17 protein-coding genes are annotated in these 15126 nt (G+C 43.6%); 12 read left to right on the top strand and 5 right to left on the bottom strand.

The genetic code is table 11. The features are described 5' to 3' along the window. The first annotated feature begins 59 nt into the window (after window positions 1–59). Window positions 60–980, top strand: coding sequence for a lysylphosphatidylglycerol synthase transmembrane domain-containing protein (locus BROSI_RS02410; protein ID WP_157842331.1), 921 nt, complete (start codon window positions 60–62; stop codon window positions 978–980). 126 nt (window positions 981–1106) lie between these two features. On the opposite strand, the gene BROSI_RS02405 is transcribed toward BROSI_RS02410, so the two are convergent. Next, on the bottom strand, window positions 1107–1460 hold the full coding sequence (locus BROSI_RS02405; RefSeq protein WP_052562035.1) for an ArsR/SmtB family transcription factor: 354 nt from the start codon (window positions 1458–1460) through the stop codon (window positions 1107–1109). 285 nt (window positions 1461–1745) lie between these two features. Between BROSI_RS02405 and BROSI_RS02400 the strand changes: the two genes are divergently transcribed. The 11 genes from BROSI_RS02400 (at window position 1746) to BROSI_RS02350 (ending at window position 11377) form a co-directional block, all read left to right on the top strand. After that, entirely contained in the window at window positions 1746–2588 is an 843-nt protein-coding gene (locus tag BROSI_RS02400; protein ID WP_052562033.1) for a sterol desaturase family protein, read from the top strand. Between the two features lie 11 nt (window positions 2589–2599). Further along, window positions 2600–3574 carry a VTT domain-containing protein gene (locus tag BROSI_RS02395; RefSeq protein WP_052562032.1) on the top strand — a complete coding sequence of 325 codons (975 nt, stop codon included), beginning with the start codon at window positions 2600–2602 and terminating at the stop codon, window positions 3572–3574. Between the two features lie 115 nt (window positions 3575–3689). Further along, window positions 3690–4514 carry a class I SAM-dependent methyltransferase gene (locus BROSI_RS02390; protein ID WP_052562030.1) on the top strand — a complete coding sequence of 275 codons (825 nt, stop codon included), beginning with the start codon at window positions 3690–3692 and terminating at the stop codon, window positions 4512–4514. 68 nt (window positions 4515–4582) lie between these two features. Beyond that, complete coding sequence (locus BROSI_RS02385) at window positions 4583–4888, top strand: rhodanese-like domain-containing protein (protein ID WP_052562028.1); 306 nt, start codon at window positions 4583–4585, stop codon at window positions 4886–4888. Between the two features lie 131 nt (window positions 4889–5019). After that, window positions 5020–5451 carry a tRNA (N6-threonylcarbamoyladenosine(37)-N6)-methyltransferase TrmO gene (gene tsaA / locus BROSI_RS02380; protein ID WP_052562027.1) on the top strand — a complete coding sequence of 144 codons (432 nt, stop codon included), beginning with the start codon at window positions 5020–5022 and terminating at the stop codon, window positions 5449–5451. A gap of 140 nt (window positions 5452–5591) precedes the next feature. After that, the gene (locus BROSI_RS02375) at window positions 5592–6224 is read left to right on the top strand and encodes a class I SAM-dependent methyltransferase (RefSeq protein ID WP_052562026.1); all 633 of its coding nucleotides are present in this window, start codon (window positions 5592–5594) and stop codon (window positions 6222–6224) included. Window positions 6225–6256: 32 nt separating this feature from the next. After that, the gene (locus BROSI_RS02370; protein ID WP_052562025.1) at window positions 6257–6817 is read left to right on the top strand and encodes a peroxiredoxin family protein; all 561 of its coding nucleotides are present in this window, start codon (window positions 6257–6259) and stop codon (window positions 6815–6817) included. A 21-nt stretch (window positions 6818–6838) separates the two neighbouring features. Next, window positions 6839–8788, top strand: a complete 1950-nt coding sequence (locus tag BROSI_RS02365; protein WP_052562021.1) for a hypothetical protein — start codon at window positions 6839–6841, stop codon at window positions 8786–8788. Window positions 8789–8920: 132 nt separating this feature from the next. Then, complete coding sequence (locus tag BROSI_RS02360) at window positions 8921–9760, top strand: multiheme c-type cytochrome (protein WP_052562019.1); 840 nt, start codon at window positions 8921–8923, stop codon at window positions 9758–9760. A gap of 24 nt (window positions 9761–9784) precedes the next feature. Beyond that, window positions 9785–10081, top strand: coding sequence for a hypothetical protein (locus tag BROSI_RS02355; RefSeq protein ID WP_052562017.1), 297 nt, complete (start codon window positions 9785–9787; stop codon window positions 10079–10081). Between the two features lie 96 nt (window positions 10082–10177). Continuing rightward, window positions 10178–11377, top strand: a complete 1200-nt coding sequence (locus BROSI_RS02350; protein WP_230400622.1) for an inorganic phosphate transporter — start codon at window positions 10178–10180, stop codon at window positions 11375–11377. A gap of 24 nt (window positions 11378–11401) precedes the next feature. Here the strand turns inward: BROSI_RS02350 and BROSI_RS02345 are convergent, their stop codons facing one another. From BROSI_RS02345 to BROSI_RS02330, 4 genes are all read right to left on the bottom strand, one after another. Next, the gene (locus tag BROSI_RS02345; protein WP_162183215.1) at window positions 11402–12427 is read right to left on the bottom strand and encodes an ABC transporter ATP-binding protein; all 1026 of its coding nucleotides are present in this window, start codon (window positions 12425–12427) and stop codon (window positions 11402–11404) included. 46 nt (window positions 12428–12473) lie between these two features. Continuing rightward, the gene (locus tag BROSI_RS02340) at window positions 12474–13217 is read right to left on the bottom strand and encodes an ABC transporter permease (protein ID WP_157842329.1); all 744 of its coding nucleotides are present in this window, start codon (window positions 13215–13217) and stop codon (window positions 12474–12476) included. Window positions 13218–13405: 188 nt separating this feature from the next. Next, window positions 13406–14461 carry a Vgb family protein gene (locus tag BROSI_RS02335; RefSeq protein WP_052562010.1) on the bottom strand — a complete coding sequence of 352 codons (1056 nt, stop codon included), beginning with the start codon at window positions 14459–14461 and terminating at the stop codon, window positions 13406–13408. 66 nt (window positions 14462–14527) lie between these two features. After that, complete coding sequence (locus BROSI_RS02330) at window positions 14528–15088, bottom strand: hypothetical protein (RefSeq protein WP_200891671.1); 561 nt, start codon at window positions 15086–15088, stop codon at window positions 14528–14530. Between the last annotated feature and the right edge of the window lie 38 nt (window positions 15089–15126).

The following is a 15126-nucleotide window of genomic DNA, read 5'->3' as shown; positions in this document are numbered from 1 at the left end:
AGAGTGAAAAGGTCTCGTTAAAATCTACTCTCATAACCCGCAGACTCAGGGTATGGTTTTTGAGTCTGCTTTTTTTTGCAGGGTTAGTTTTATTCGTTACCCACTTCAGCGAATTAGAACACTTTGCTCAGCTTTTGCGCCAGGCAATGCCATTATGGCTGATTGTCGGTTTTCTTCTTCAATCGGCAACATACTTCAGTGCTGCTGCCGTCTGGCATCAAACGCTAAGATATGCCGGTGTACGTTACTCACTATTGTCGCTTGTGCCTTTAGGCGTAGCGAAACTTTTTTCAGACCAGGCATTACCCAGTGGTGGTATGAGTGGAACGGTATTTCTGGTTGCCTCATTGAATCGTCGTGGTATATCCAGACCGCTCTGCATGGCCATTCTTCTGGTCAGCCTGGTAGCATATTACCTGGCATACCTTCTTGCTGCGCTTGCAAGTATAGCGCTGTTATGGTTTTATCATGACTTACACGTGTGGATCGTGGCTGTTACAGCGATGTTCTGCATTGTTGCTGTAGGAATTCCCGCAGGAGCTCTGTGGCTGAGGCGCCGGAAAAAACAATCATTTTCTGGGTTTTTGATGCGCATTCCCGGCTTAGCCGTTTTGTTAAATGCTCTTGGTGATGCACCCGGTTACCTGCTGCAAAGTCCTGAACTGTTTATAAAAACAACTTTACTTCAAGGGACTATTTTCTTACTGGATGCTTATACCCTGAATGTAATGCTGTATGCCATTGGACAGGATGCCTCGTTTCTGGTGGTTTTCCCAAGTTTTGTTATTGCTTCGATGGTTGCAACGCTCGGTCCGGTTCCTCTTGGGCTGGGAACCTTTGAGGCAACATGTGTTGCGATGCTTACTATGCTTGGCATTACATTAGAGGCGGCATTTACGGCAACGTTATTGTTGAGGGGATTCACGCTCTGGTTGCCCATGTTTCCCGGTTTGTGGCTGGCAAAGCGGGAACTGCGATAAGAAATGGGAATATGCTCAATGGTAAAGGATTAGATGGGTTGGATAGAACACCCCTCATAGACATTAGGCCGGTTACCCTTCCGTATGATGCAGTTGAAGGAATGAGATGTCCTGTACGAATAAAATTTATTTTCTCGTGGCTGTTTTTATCAGTCTTCTTTCACCCTCCTTTCGAACCTCTTCGCATGAACGGCGTACAACAGGATAATTCCCGGAAATGAACATAAATAGTGAATCTGCCATTTTGGGACGTGTGATGTAATAACAACGAAGCGCTCCATCCTCATAAAAATCTATTATTTTAAGTCTCCGCAATACTGAAAGATGTTGAGAGAGGTTAGACTGTTCAATGTCCAATAATTCCTGGATATCAGTTACACACTTAGCACCTTTGGCAAGCTCTTCTAAGATCAATAGTCGTGTTGGATGGCCCAAGAGCTTTAGAGTCTCTGCTTTATCTCTGATGTCTAATTTGTTCATTTTTTATTCCCTCTTTAGAAATTGGTTGATTATTATATGATAATATTATAATATAGTCAAACATATTTTACTTTTTTAACATTTAAATGTTCAAGATATACCACAAGTGGCGGTATTTTAGCTCAAAGCACTTGCTAAAATACAGGAAATTCCAGAAAGATTGCAAAAACGCATGAAGACGGCGCATCGGAAATTCATCAAGTATCTTATATTGTTTATCATATGATGGATTATTTGAATATATTCTTGAAGTTTATAGATACTACTTACCACCAGGCAAGAACCATGGGCGCTAGTGAATTCGTTATGAAACATGAGGTGGCCATTCGCCTTGTATTCTTTTTCGGTATCTTATTGATTATGGCCCTGTGGGAGTTTGTGGCGCCAAGGCGAAAGCTCACAGTCTCAAAGACACTACGATGGATTAACAATCTCGGTATCGTATTCCTTGACAGTTTCCTGGTGCGCATCATTTCCCCCGCTGCCGCGGTTGGCATGGCAGCGTTTGCTCATGAACGCGGGTGGGGACTTTTCAATTATTTCCACGTATCATACAGTCTTGCTGTGGCGTTATCGGTAATTGTTATGGACTTTGTCATCTACCTGCAACATGTGATGTTCCATGCCATCCCTATCTTCTGGAGAATACACCGCATGCACCATGCAGATTTGGACTTCGATGTCACCACAGGAATTCGGTTCCATCCTTTTGAGATCATTCTATCCATGGTAATTAAATTTGGGGTGGTTGTAGTTATAGGCACGCCTGTGTTAGGCGTGGTTATATTCGAAGTGCTACTGAATGCCACGTCTATGTTCAACCATGGCAACGTTCGTATACTGCGTGGTTTGGACCGAGTGCTGCGCTGGATCGTCGTGACTCCTGAAATGCACCGGGTGCACCATTCGGTAGTGTATTACGAGACCAACTCCAACTTCGGTTTTAACCTGCCATTGTGGGATCGGTTTTTAGGCACATACCGCGATCAGCCTAGCATGGGACACGAAGGTATGACCATTGGCCTTTGGAATTTTCGCAATACAAAGCATTGTGCAATTCTGCCTGGTATGTTAGCAATTCCCTTTCTTGGTAAGGTGGGCGGCTATACGATTGATCGTCGTAAATAAGGAGCAGGCCAATGAAGGTTACTAACATCATTCGCATTATCGTGTTCGTCTTTCTGATAGCCGGGATTGCAACTGCGGTTACTTACCGCAAGCAATTCGATGTCACCGCACTTGAGAGTTGGCTTGCAGGTACAGGGATCATGGCCCCGCTTTTGTTCATTGGTATTTATGCAATCTCGACTGTGCTGCTCATGCCGGGGTCGGTTCTGACGATTGCGGGCGGTGTGCTATTCGGACCTGTTTGGGGAACTTTTTACAACCTTACAGGTGCAACTATTGGTGCCACAATGGCATTTCTTATTGCCCGCTATCTTGCATCTGATTTGGTATCCCGCAAGACTGGTGGTTGGTTAAGGCAGTTGGTTGAGGGTGTAGAAGCCGAAGGTTGGCGCTTTGTTGCCTTCGTTCGTCTGGTACCACTGTTTCCCTTTAATCTGCTGAACTATGCCCTGGGGCTTACGCGTATCCGCCTGTTCCATTACGTGGTTACGTCCTACGTTTGCATGCTACCTGGCGCTATAGCTTACACATACCTCGGATATGCAGGACGCAATGCAGTGGCGGGTGGCGAGGGTATAATCCAGAAATCACTCCTGGGCTTAGGATTGTTCGCCCTTGTAGCATTTATACCACGGCTCATCAAATGCCTGCGCAAGGAACCTGCACGCATGCTCAACGCTACGGAACTTAAGCAGCTACTGGACAAAGGAGAAGACGTGTTTTTGTTGGATGTTAGAAGTGCAGAGGAATACGCTGGAGACCTTGGTCACATCGCTGGATCCATAAACATCTCCATTGAAGATTTATCTCGCCGTATGGATGAGTTAAAGTCGTATAAGAAGCAATTTATGGTCGTTGTTTGCCGTACTGACCATCGTTCAACGAGAGCCGCAGAGTTGCTTACAAAAGCAGGATTTACGGATGTTTTTGTACTGCGGGGCGGCATGGAGCAATGGAATCATGTCGGTCTGCCGATGGAGAGGTAGTTTAACGCATTCGGCCACAGTTCGATGCTTTCAATACCGTTTGAGCGGCTACGGTATAAGCCGTGTCAATTAATACGATCAATGCACATTTTTCATATTAACAAGGAGTTATACTATGAGCACATTAACACCTGAGATGGAATCTTTTAAAGTTCGTTTAAAAGCAACCTGGATGGCTGGTGATTTCACACAAATTGCCAGGTCTTATGAATCAGGTGCCACCGAGTTTATCGAACGCCTCAATTTTGCACAGGGGACGAACGTGCTTGACGTAGCGTGTGGAACCGGTAATCTGGCTATTCCAGCCGCACGCAGAGGTGCAATTGTCACAGGCGTAGATATTGCCATCAATTTACTTGCACAAGGACGATCTCGTGCTCAGGCCGAAGGACTGACGATCCAATTCGATGAAGGTGACGCGGAGAAGTTGCCGTATAATGATGCGTCCTTCGATATCATCGTGAGTATGTTCGGTGTGATGTTCGCACCTCGTCCCGAAAAGGCGGCACAGGAGTTGACACGCGTTTGCCGAACTGGTGGCCGTATTGCGTTGGCAAACTGGACACCTACCGGCTTTATCGGTCAGGTGTTCAAGACTATCGCCGCTCATGTGCCACCTCCGCCTCTTATGCCGTCACCCGTTCTATGGGGAGATGAAGAGACCGTGTGCGAAAGACTGCGGGAGAATATTTCAGACCTGCGGCTAACCAGGCGGCTTATTTCCTTCAAATTTCCTTTTACTCCTGCCGATGTAGTGGAGTTCTGGCGCGTTTATTACGGTCCAACCCAGCGGGCTTTCGAAGCGCTCACAGCCAACCCTGAAAAACAAGTGGCTCTGCGTCGTGATTTAGAGCGGCTGTGGTTAGATCATAACCAGGCAAAGGATAATTCAACACACGTAGAATCAGAATATCTCGAAGTTATTGCAACACGAAGGTAAAGGGAGGTATTAAATCATCAAAATCATGTATGGCATGAACTTATAACGTATTTAAGGGAGGGATTTAAATGGATGTAAAAAAGGACTCATATGAAGTAAAAGATATATCAGCTAAACAGACAAAGGAATTGATAGATAAGGAAAAAGATGTGATCGTAGTAGATGTCAGAACTAAAGAAAAATATAACGAAGTACATATTAAAGGCGCTAATCTCATTCCAGTTCAAGAGCTTGAACAGAATATCCATAAGATTCCCAAGGACAAAAAAGTGATTATCCATTGTGGAAGCGGAAATAGCAGTTCCAAAGCATGCGAGGTATTAAAAGGTAAAGGATTAAAGGAAGCTGTACCACTTGAAGGGTGGTATTCGTGAATGGCAGGCTGAAGGTTACCAAGTAGAAAAAACATGATTTATAATGTTATTCGCAAACCAAAAGAGATGGAAATATATCAAAGTGTTTGAGAATAGATCACAAAACGCTTTAATCTCACAGGAGAAATATTATGCAATTAAAATCCATCGGTTACATTAAAAGTCCCATAAAACAACCCAAATTTGGCGGTTGGCAAGACTTGATCACAGAAATAATCATTGACGACAACTACTCAGATGGTTTGGAAGGAATTGACGAATATTCTCATCTTATCATCCTTTATTGGTTGGATAAAGTAGATAAGGTCAAACTTAAAATGAGACCGCAAGGGAGAAAAGATGTACCGGAAGTAGGTATATTTGCCTGCCGCTGCCCGTGGAGACCAAATCCTATTGGCATGACTACTGTAAAAGTAATTGAAAGAAACGGGAATATACTTAAAGTCAAAGGGCTGGATGTAGTTGATGGCACTCCTCTCATTGATATTAAGCCTTATACCCCTCCCTATGATGCCGTTGAAGGAATGAGATGCCCCGATTGGGTAAATAAGCTGGAATATTAATTCGAAAATTTTATTTTGGATGCAAATGAACGCAGACTTCGTCGTGAGCGCTCAGTCGAACGATTATCATGATATTAAAAACTTGTAGGGGCAAGGTGCGACGTGCCCTATAATACTGTGAAAATCTGTGTCCCAATTTAATGGATACGAATATTTTTGAAGAGGCAGCTACTGAATACGATGAGTGGTTCGTGACTCATAAGTGGGTTTATAAATTGGAAGTAGAAGCCGTTAGGAAGTTCATACCTGAAACAGGGGAAGGAATAGAAATTGGAATCGGGACGGGTCGTTTTTGTACCCCATTTGGAATAAAAATTGGCATTGAGCCTGCAAAGGCAATGGCTGAAATTGCAAGGAAGAGAGGAATTCATGTTTACGTGGCAAAAGCCGAAGATCTTCCATTCCGTGAAAATTCCTTTGATTTTGCGCTCATGGTGACAACGTTTTGTTTTCTAGTAAATCCTTTACAAGCGATAAGAGAAATTAAAAGAATTCTTAGACCTGCTGGAAAAACAATAATAGGAATGCTGGACGAAGAATGCCCTCTGGGAAGGCGTTATAGAGAGAAAACAAAGAAAAGTAAATTTTATAAGAATGCTAAATTTTATCCAATAAATCAGGTTTTGAATTGGCTGAGGGATTTTAAATTTGGAAAATTTAAAATTATTCAAACCATTTTCAAAAATCCAGATAAGATTCAAAGTCTCGAACCCATTGAAGAAGGCTTTGGGAAAGGATTATTTGTAGTAATCTCAGCGGAGTTAATGAAATGAAACATCCATGAGTCTCTGGATCACAAAGGATAATGAAAAATGTCACCCTGAGCCGAAGGCGAAGGGTCTCGCCAAACGAGATTCTTCGCGGAGTTTACACTGAATACATTCGCTTCGCTCAGTGTAAACTCCGTGAATGTGCTCAGAATGACAAAAAGCGAAGGGCTCAGAATGACAGTGCAGGAGGTATTTTTCAGGTGAAACTGTGGTTATCTTTATTCTCTTCCTACCTTATTATTTCTATCGCCATACCTGGTATAGTCTGCGCAGACACCATACAGGTTGGTACTGAAGCCCCAGATTTTCCACTTCCCAGCACCCGGGGCAAAGATTTTACGCTGTCTGCATATCGAGGTGTAAAGCCCGTCATTATCTGGTTTTCTGATTATTGTAGCGGTTGTGAAGGCAGGGCAAAGGTTATGCAAGGACTCATGGAAGATTATGATATTGAAATTCTTGCCATAAGTATGTTAACCAAGACCTATCAAACCGTTGAATTTGCCGAGAGGGTAGACATTCCTTATCCATACCTGATAGATACAGATTTTAAGGTAGTAAAGGATTACGTAGGTGAATATATTTCGGAGACCTGACCACAAACAAATACTTTTGTCGTGGACAAAAGCGGCCTTGTAACCTTTAGCAGTGGTCCTGGTACACGCATCTGGATACTCAGAAAAGAACTGGAAAGGATTGGTACAAGTAAACGTAAGACTGAAGACATAAGGGATAAATACCTCAGATCCCCTATGCTTGGATTGGACATGGATAAGGTTGCCGATGCACTTCAAGAGATAAAGCCAGAATCCAGTTGGTTTCAGACAAAACCCGAATCGGATAGATATAGGACTAATTTTAGCATCGAGTCTATAGCAACGGGTATCGGCGTTGACTTCAAAGGCGATACTGCAAAAACTCAAGGCGCATTTGATTATACAATGGGATTTCTTACCCAGAGGATGCACAAGGAGTGGGAACCAACATATACACTACCGAGACCACTAAATGTATTTTCCATTGAAGAAGGAGCGGCAATAACAACAAGGGCAAGGGCAGGTGTCTATGCGGATATGTCGGAGGATTGGACCATGGGTCTGGAGGTGGATGCGTATGGTCTGGGTGGCGATGTCGGGGTAGGTGATATCTGGGGTGTTACCCCGCCGTATTTTTCTAATCCCTTTGTAGGACACTCAAACGACGTCTCACTCAATACGTTCTGGGCTCGGTACCAACCCTTAGACACGACTATGTCCGTGGGCGCATTTACCCCACTGCACGTTGGTGACTACGTACTCAAAGGCGAACCCAATCCGACCTTTTACGGACCGGATTATTTGCCATTTTATGGAGTCAACGTTGTCAGGCGATTTTATAATCCCTTCTTTATCCCATCAACCTTGTACGAGGTATACTTTGCAGAATTACCCGAAGATTCAGACTCTACCAGTTGGTTGGGTGGATTCTATCTGGGAAGGGAATATGAAGATATGAAATTTGGCTTCAACTTTATGAGCCCGTTTAATAGAGGTGCATCGACATCAGAAATAGATTCGCCCTTACAGGGTACGGTGGATGGCAATTCTGTACGGTGGGAAGCTCCTTACAATAAAGTAGGGAGGCAGGACGAGTTTGTCCTTGGTGCTGATTACTCGTATAATTTTCTACCGACCTATAAGGTATGGGCTGCCTATGCCCATAGTATTTATCGGCCAATTAGAAGTGATGGAGTGGACGTTCATGGAAATCTGTTTAATACAGGCGTTAGTGGCACCATCGGGAGGGCAAGTTTTAACCTGGAAGGCATATTTGTTGAACCAAAATATGATCCCTTTGTGATAAAGATGGAAAGACCCGATGATGTCCAACCTCCGGGTCTCTTTTATGAGCTTCCCTATTTTACAACGTATGCGGATAGTTGGCAGCTTCATGATGCAAAGAAGTATCCACAAAATAGGGAGGGGGTACGACTGCACCTTGACTATCCATTTCCAGGAATCCTTTCTTTTACAAGGCTTTTTGCGGACCTGGATTATTTACGACAGATAGAAAGTTCAAGGGCAGACAACGTTCAGGAGCCTGGTTTTATAGAACCTTTCTTTGGTGTCAGAACGGAGGAAGGGGCTGGAAAAAAGGGAAGCATTTCCCATGGAGGGATAGGTGTTTCCTCTGATTTACCTTACAATCATAAGGTCTCCCTGGGATATTCGCTGTATCAATATAGACGTAAAACAAATGATGCCAATAATATGGATTTTGATGTGAATGCCGTTTCCCTGACATACGGCTATCCATTACTTTATCGGCTCAGGTCTAAGATGTATTTTGATGTGGGGAATACCTTCTTAGCAGTCGATGGTAAGTTTTTCTCTGAATCACATAATGCAGATTTCATTCAATCAGCGCCTTTTATGGGAATTGATTACAAGTATCTGCGATCGCCTGATACGGTTCTGTCGTTCTTTGTTAATTCACGGTATCTTTTGCAGAACGACAGGGCCGAGCCGTTACTCTTGGGCGATTATGATGCCTTTCTTACCAGCTTTGGTTTAAAAATTGAGTTTTAGGTGCTTTAGAAAATATTTTGACACTTTTGGCAAAAAAGTAGCGCCGATTCCTTGTGATCGGCCAATGGCAGGGGATGAACCCTGCGCTGGTTCAATCTGCAAGATTAAACCAGCCGTAAGGAGGAAATAGACATGAACATGTTTAAAATAATCCTGGTATTCGTTGTTGGTATAACCGTGCCCCGTGTTTTATGGGGCAATGATGCATGTGTTACATTTATTGGCCCGTCAAATTATATTCCTCGATTAGAGTTACCACCAGGCATCCCTTTACATAGCGCCGACTCATGTAAGGATTGTCACCAGGAAATTTATGACCAGTGGCGGGAATCCATGCACAGCAAGTCATCGACAAGCCCCGTCTTTCAGGCATGCTGGACGGTAAGGAATAATCCACCCTTTTGCTCCAATTGTCATTTCCCCATGCTGGAACAGAAACCCAAAATTTTACGGGGTTTTAAAGAAACGGGACCTCTACCTTTTGTTGCAATAAAAAATCGGGATTTTGATACAATGCTTATAAAAGAAGGGGTAACGTGTGTGGTGTGTCACTTAAGGAATAAGACCCTGTACGGACCCCGAGAGATAAAAGAAGGGGAAGCGCCACACTCTGGTAAATACGATCCATCTTTTCAAAAGTCTGAGTTCTGTTACACGTGTCATTCATGGGGCTTTCCACGGGCACGGATTAAAAAGACATGCTATACCAGCGATGAGTACATAAAATCTGGTAAAAAGGAGACATGCCAGGATTGTCATATGCTGAGGAAAGAAGGGTTTGCCTCACTGGGAAGACCAAAGTGTGTTTATGGAATGCATGATCAGAAAAGTTCTCGCAACCCGGACGAATTAAGAAATGCCCTTAAAGTAGAATTGAAAATGGAAAAGGATGCTTATAAAATTGGAGATAAAGTAAAGGGTGAAATAAGGGTTACCAATACTGGGGCTGGGCATCGCGTACCAACAGGCTGACCGGTCAGGGGCATTGCCGCCCGTGTGGCGGTACTGGATGAAAATGGAAGGGAGATGGGGTTGAAGGAATATTTTATCACACGGACATTTGAGTTCCTCACATACCCTACCGAGGTAAAAGATGAGAGATTAATGCCAGGAAAGTGTAAATCATTTTATTACAAGTATAAAATTCCACGTAATGCAGCCTTTAAAAAGCTAACATTGCGACTGGATATGATTGAATATTTAATATTCCCCAAGAAGGCCGATGAAGTACCCATACCCCTCAGTAAGGTTACAGTGCCTTTTTATTCTACATCAGTGGAATTAATGAAGTAACAGAATTTACATTGTTATTACTTCGACTCTGTGACACTTGTTGTAACCCTCTGTAGGTTGGGTGAAGCGGAGCGCACCCAACAGAAACGCCTGGGAATGGAAAATTCACCACAAAGGCACAGAGACACAGAGAAAAGATGCGAAAAGCATATCGCACACAAAGACATTAAGAACATGGTAATGTTAATAATCCTTTTTTCAGCTACATGCTTCCTTGCATATTCAAACGGCGCCAACGACAACTTTAAAGGGGTCGCTACACTTTTTGGAAGCAGGACCACCAATTATAAATATGCAATCTGGTGGGCAACCATTACAACATTTGCAGGCTCACTGACTTCGATATTCATTGCATACGGCCTTGTAACCACTTTTTCCGGTAAAAATCTGCTTCCTCATACGATTGCGGACTCTCCTGAATTTGTTACCGCTGTAACGATTGGCGCTGCTATGACTGTTATGGTTGCAACAGTAACGGGGTTCCCCATCTCGACTACACACAGCCTGACGGTCGCTCTGGTTGGTGCCGGTTTTACTGCCATAGGTTTACAGGTAAACTTTGCCGTTTTGGGTAGTACCTTTTTCCTCCCGCTTTTACTCAGTCCTGTTATTGCGATAGCTTTCGGCAGCATTCTTTATATTATTTTCCGTAGGATTCGTATTCATTCCGGCATAACAAAGGAATGGTGTCTCTGTGTTGGTGAGCGGGGAAAAGTAATTCCATCATGTAAGCCTGCCGCTCCTCTTTCAGTGAAATACAGTAGCACTATTGGTATTACTATTGATACTCAGGAAAATTGCCGGGAAATTTATAAAGGGTATTTCCTTGGTATGAATAGCCAGAAATCGTTAGATTATTTACACTTTTGCTCTGCTGGAGTTGTGAGTTTTGCGCGGGGTCTTAATGATACGCCCAAGATTGTGGCTCTCCTGTTATTAATTAAAGGCTTGCCAGTGCACTGGGGTATGCTGGCAGTCGCTGGTGGAATGGCTGCCGGTGGTCTTTTGAATGCCAGAAAAGTGGCTGAAACGATGAGTAATAAAATCACAAAGTTAAATCACGGCCAGGGCTTTACTGCAAACCTTGTTACGGGTATTCTGGTGATATTTGCCAGCAAGTTTGGGATGCCAGTATCCACAACACACGTATCAGTGGGGTCTCTTTTTGGCATAGGTTTGGCCACGGGGCGTATAAACATTCGTATCGTCCTGGAGATACTTTTATCATGGTTCACAACCTTACCCATTGCTGCTATATTTAGCGGTAGCATATATTGGATATTAGGTAAGTTATAAAGGTTTCTCCTTTGTCATCAATTTTTATTGAACTGGAATTAGATGAACAAATGCCTCATCGATCGAGAGACTGACTGGCATTCCATGGGTGAGCTTTAGCTCCTTGGCCACGATCCGGCTTATGCGTGTTTTAAGAATTTCATGCGGGGCAACTAACACCTTTACTTCGAGATCCCTTCCAATGGGATGAATGGATTCTATCGTTCCGGCAAAAACGTTTCTGCCCGGTTGTCTGTGATGGGTACTAAGATGGATAGCACCGGGACGAATGCAGACCGTCACCTGATCTCCCTCTGATAATTCTAAGGAAGTATATGTATTTAGAACTATGTCATTTACCTGAATAGTTGCCTTCTTTCCAAATTTATGAAGGATTTTTCCTTTCAGCATATTCTCTGTGTTCAGAAATCGGGCAACAAATAAAGTCTTAGGCTTATAGAAAACCTCATCAGGACTTCCAAATTGCTCTATTGTGCCATTGTTTAAAATACCAAGCTGGTCTGCCAACTCCAATGTTTCCTGCTGATCGTGCGTAATATAGACCAAGGTGATGTGTAACTTCTTTTGAAGCTCTTTCAGTTCTGCCTTGATCTTTTGTCGTGTTTCTATATCCAGGGCACTTACCGGTTCATCCAATAATAGAAGCGTTGGTTCAATAATCAATGCCCTCGCCAAGGCCACTCTCTGCATCTGCCCTCCACTCAACTGAGATGGGAAACGGTATTCAAGTCCCTGCAAGCCAAAATCATCAATAATTTGTCTAACCTTTGCTTGTATGATATTTTTCGAAACCTTGCGCAACCGCAACCCAAAGGCTATATTTTCAAAGACCGTATAATTGGGGAAAAGGGCGTAATTTTGTGGTACATACCCAATGTTGCGTGCACCAGGACTACGATTTGTAACATCTATTCCATCGATAATTACCTGACCGCTGTCAAATTGCTGTAAGCCAAGGATACCAAGAAGTAGGGTTGTTTTCCCACACCCGCTGCTACCAAGGATTATAAATAATTCATTTGGAAAAATTTCGAGTGATAAATTTCTCAAGACTGCATGTAACCCAAAGCTTTTAGATACATTGATCAATTGCAATTTATGCATGGATTTTATGGGTAGTTTCTTTAAAGAAGAATTTTATAATGGTCAATAAGATAAACGTCAGAAATTCAAGGATAATGGCAAGGGCGATGGCCTTATCCATCTCCCCTTTCTGAGTTGCAAAATAGATCAATACCGACATGGTGCCGGTAGAAGAGGTTAAACCCCCAGCCAGGATTAAGGTGGCTCCAATCTCACCCAAACTCTTTGAAAGGGCCATGACAAGTCCCTTCAGTACTCCCCATATAGATAGAGGAAACGTCAGTTTGTAGAATATCTGAAATGAGCTCGCCCCTAAAGTATATGCCACGTTCTCAATGTTTTTGTCTACACGATCAAATGCCTCCCGAACGAAGCTGATCATGAAGGGTATACTTACAAAGAGTTTGGCCAGGACCACAGCCGCAAAGGTGTAAGGCACATGGACATGAAAATGTTCGAGAAATTTACCCAGGATGCCCGTCTTGGATAACAAAAGGAGAAGAATGAGACCATCAACGCCGGGTGGGAAAGACAGAGGCAAGTCAACCACCGCAGTCTCCAGGACACGTTTTCCCCAGAAGGTCTTTCGGGAAAGTACATATGCAGTTGGTACACTGAAAACAAAAACTATCAGAGAAGCCATAAAAGAGGAGCCGAATGTCACGGCAATGGAGAGAAGCACTATACGACTGCTCATTTGTTGGAAAAAAGCAGTAGGGGTTGTGGTAAAGAACAGTGACCCAATGATTAAAAACATAAAGGCAATCAGGACGAAGGAAAAAACGTAATTAATGCCCTCAAATCCTCGATTCACCGTTTTTTGAAATAATTTACCCACGGAAGTGCTTTTTGATCCAATAATAAATTTTCATTGCATGTTACAGAAGGACAAACATTGAATGTTCATGGTTAGACAGAAGACAACAGGGAGTCGCCACTGCCCGTTTACAGTTTCGTTATCATACCACTGTCATAGCTTACTACCCAGATGCTGGTCCCATCAAAGACCACGCCCCTTGGGTTGATGCCTACACCATAGGTACGGAGCACGGCGCCGTCACTCGCCCTCATTTTTGTTACATCGTTACTGCCGGCATTCGTAATCCAGATATTAACACCATCAAAGGCTATCCCATACGGGTAAATTCCCACGGTATAGGTACCGAGTACGTTTCCGTCACTTGCCCTCAGCTTTGTCACATTGCTACTGCCATAATTTGTTACCCAAATATTGGCACCGTCAAAGACTATCCATTTTGGGATCCAACCTACAGCATAGGTGTTGAGTACAACCCCGTCACTTGCCCTCAGCCTTGTTATGTTATTGCTGTTAGAATTTGCCACCCACACGTTAGTGCCGTCAAAGATCACTCCTCTTGGGTTCAAACCCACGGTATACGTGCCAAGCACGGTTCCATCGCTCGCCCTCAATTTTGTCACATCGTTACTGCCAGAATTTGTTACCCAGATATTTGCCCCATCAAAGGCCACCCCATAGGGATAGAAGCCCACGGCATAGGTGCCGAGCACGGTTCCGTCACTTGCTCTCAACTTTGTTATGCTGTCGCTGCCGGAATTTGCCACCCAGATGTTAGCGCCATCAAAGGCCACACCTCTTGGGATGTAGCCCACGGCATAGGTGCCAAGCACAGTGCCATCACTTGCCCTTAGTTTTGTAATGCTGATGCTCCCGGAATTCGTTACCCAGATGTTGGTACCATCAAAGGCCACTCCGTATGGTTGAAAGCCCACGGTAAAAGTAGAACTCCTTTGGGTCGTTGTTTCATACCAGCGTTTGAGCTTTTTAAATTGGGAATCCTCCGGATTGTCATTTATATTCGAGGCTGTGAAGGCAGAGAAAGGGCTTTGGCTGTTAAGGGAAGGAGAGAGAAAGATCGGTTTTACTTGTGGTATAAGTATTTCATGTGACTCTGCCGGTGCTATAGAGGCGGTAAGTAATGCTGACATAAGACCAAAGAAGATGCTTTTGGAGACTTTCATGATTTATCCTTTCGCGATATAGTCAAATCAATAAATAACTCAAATCGTTTTGTTTCTGTGAAGATGTTATGGGGGTGATGTGGTCTCGATTTCCTGAAGTACCGGAATAACGATTTTATCAACGTATTTAAATGACTCCAAAAGCATAAAAAAGAAGATACCTACAGCTACAGTGATGACAAAAGCTCCTGCCCAATGCTGAAAGTGAAACCGTTTCAATGAAGGGGCGAAAGCAATCAGGCCGAACACGGCGGAAATTACCGTTATAGCGTCCAGACTTGCCCGTTGCCAGTAAGGGCCTCCCAAATGTAGCCACATTCCAAACTCATCAAATGTTAATGCCATACCGCTTCCATAAATTATCGCAGCTATTTCTAGGTTTCTCCCACTCGGGTGCCAGAACAACTGATATGCACCAACACCGGCAAGGAGAAAAATGCCATAGTTGAGATGGTGAACATGCGTTCCACCCAAATGCAGGTAGAGATCAGGTATTCTCCGGGACATAATTAAAATGACAAGCACTCTAACCACGATAAACGTTAAAATGAAAGTGACAAGCACTAATCGGGCCAGATGATTGGAAATTTGTAGCGGCGCCATGCTGGTTTTTGTGCTGTTTGTCATGGTGTTATGGTTAATAATCTACGAAAACTGACAATAAA

It is taken from the genome of Candidatus Brocadia sinica JPN1, from assembly GCF_000949635.1.
Classification (GTDB): Bacteria; Planctomycetota; Brocadiia; order Brocadiales; family Brocadiaceae; genus Brocadia; species Brocadia sinica.
Note: the sequence above shows the minus strand (reverse complement) of the source record. Positions and strands in the feature narration are given on the sequence as shown.

Coding starts and splice junctions, on each gene's coding strand:
- BROSI_RS02405 (WP_052562035.1), bottom strand. CDS start 1,460: ATGAACAAATTAGACATCAGAGATAAAGCAGAGACTCTAAAGCTCTTG.
- BROSI_RS02400 (WP_052562033.1), top strand. CDS start 1,746: ATGGGCGCTAGTGAATTCGTTATGAAACATGAGGTGGCCATTCGCCTT.
- BROSI_RS02395 (WP_052562032.1), top strand. CDS start 2,600: ATGAAGGTTACTAACATCATTCGCATTATCGTGTTCGTCTTTCTGATA.
- BROSI_RS02390 (WP_052562030.1), top strand. CDS start 3,690: ATGAGCACATTAACACCTGAGATGGAATCTTTTAAAGTTCGTTTAAAA.
- BROSI_RS02385 (WP_052562028.1), top strand. CDS start 4,583: ATGGATGTAAAAAAGGACTCATATGAAGTAAAAGATATATCAGCTAAA.
- tsaA (WP_052562027.1), top strand. CDS start 5,020: ATGCAATTAAAATCCATCGGTTACATTAAAAGTCCCATAAAACAACCC.
- BROSI_RS02375 (WP_052562026.1), top strand. CDS start 5,592: ATGGATACGAATATTTTTGAAGAGGCAGCTACTGAATACGATGAGTGG.
- BROSI_RS02370 (WP_052562025.1), top strand. CDS start 6,257: ATGAAAAATGTCACCCTGAGCCGAAGGCGAAGGGTCTCGCCAAACGAG.
- BROSI_RS02360 (WP_052562019.1), top strand. CDS start 8,921: ATGAACATGTTTAAAATAATCCTGGTATTCGTTGTTGGTATAACCGTG.
- BROSI_RS02350 (WP_230400622.1), top strand. CDS start 10,178: ATGGAAAATTCACCACAAAGGCACAGAGACACAGAGAAAAGATGCGAA.
- BROSI_RS02340 (WP_157842329.1), bottom strand. CDS start 13,217: ATGTTTTTAATCATTGGGTCACTGTTCTTTACCACAACCCCTACTGCT.
- BROSI_RS02335 (WP_052562010.1), bottom strand. CDS start 14,461: ATGAAAGTCTCCAAAAGCATCTTCTTTGGTCTTATGTCAGCATTACTT.
- BROSI_RS02330 (WP_200891671.1), bottom strand. CDS start 15,088: ATGACAAACAGCACAAAAACCAGCATGGCGCCGCTACAAATTTCCAAT.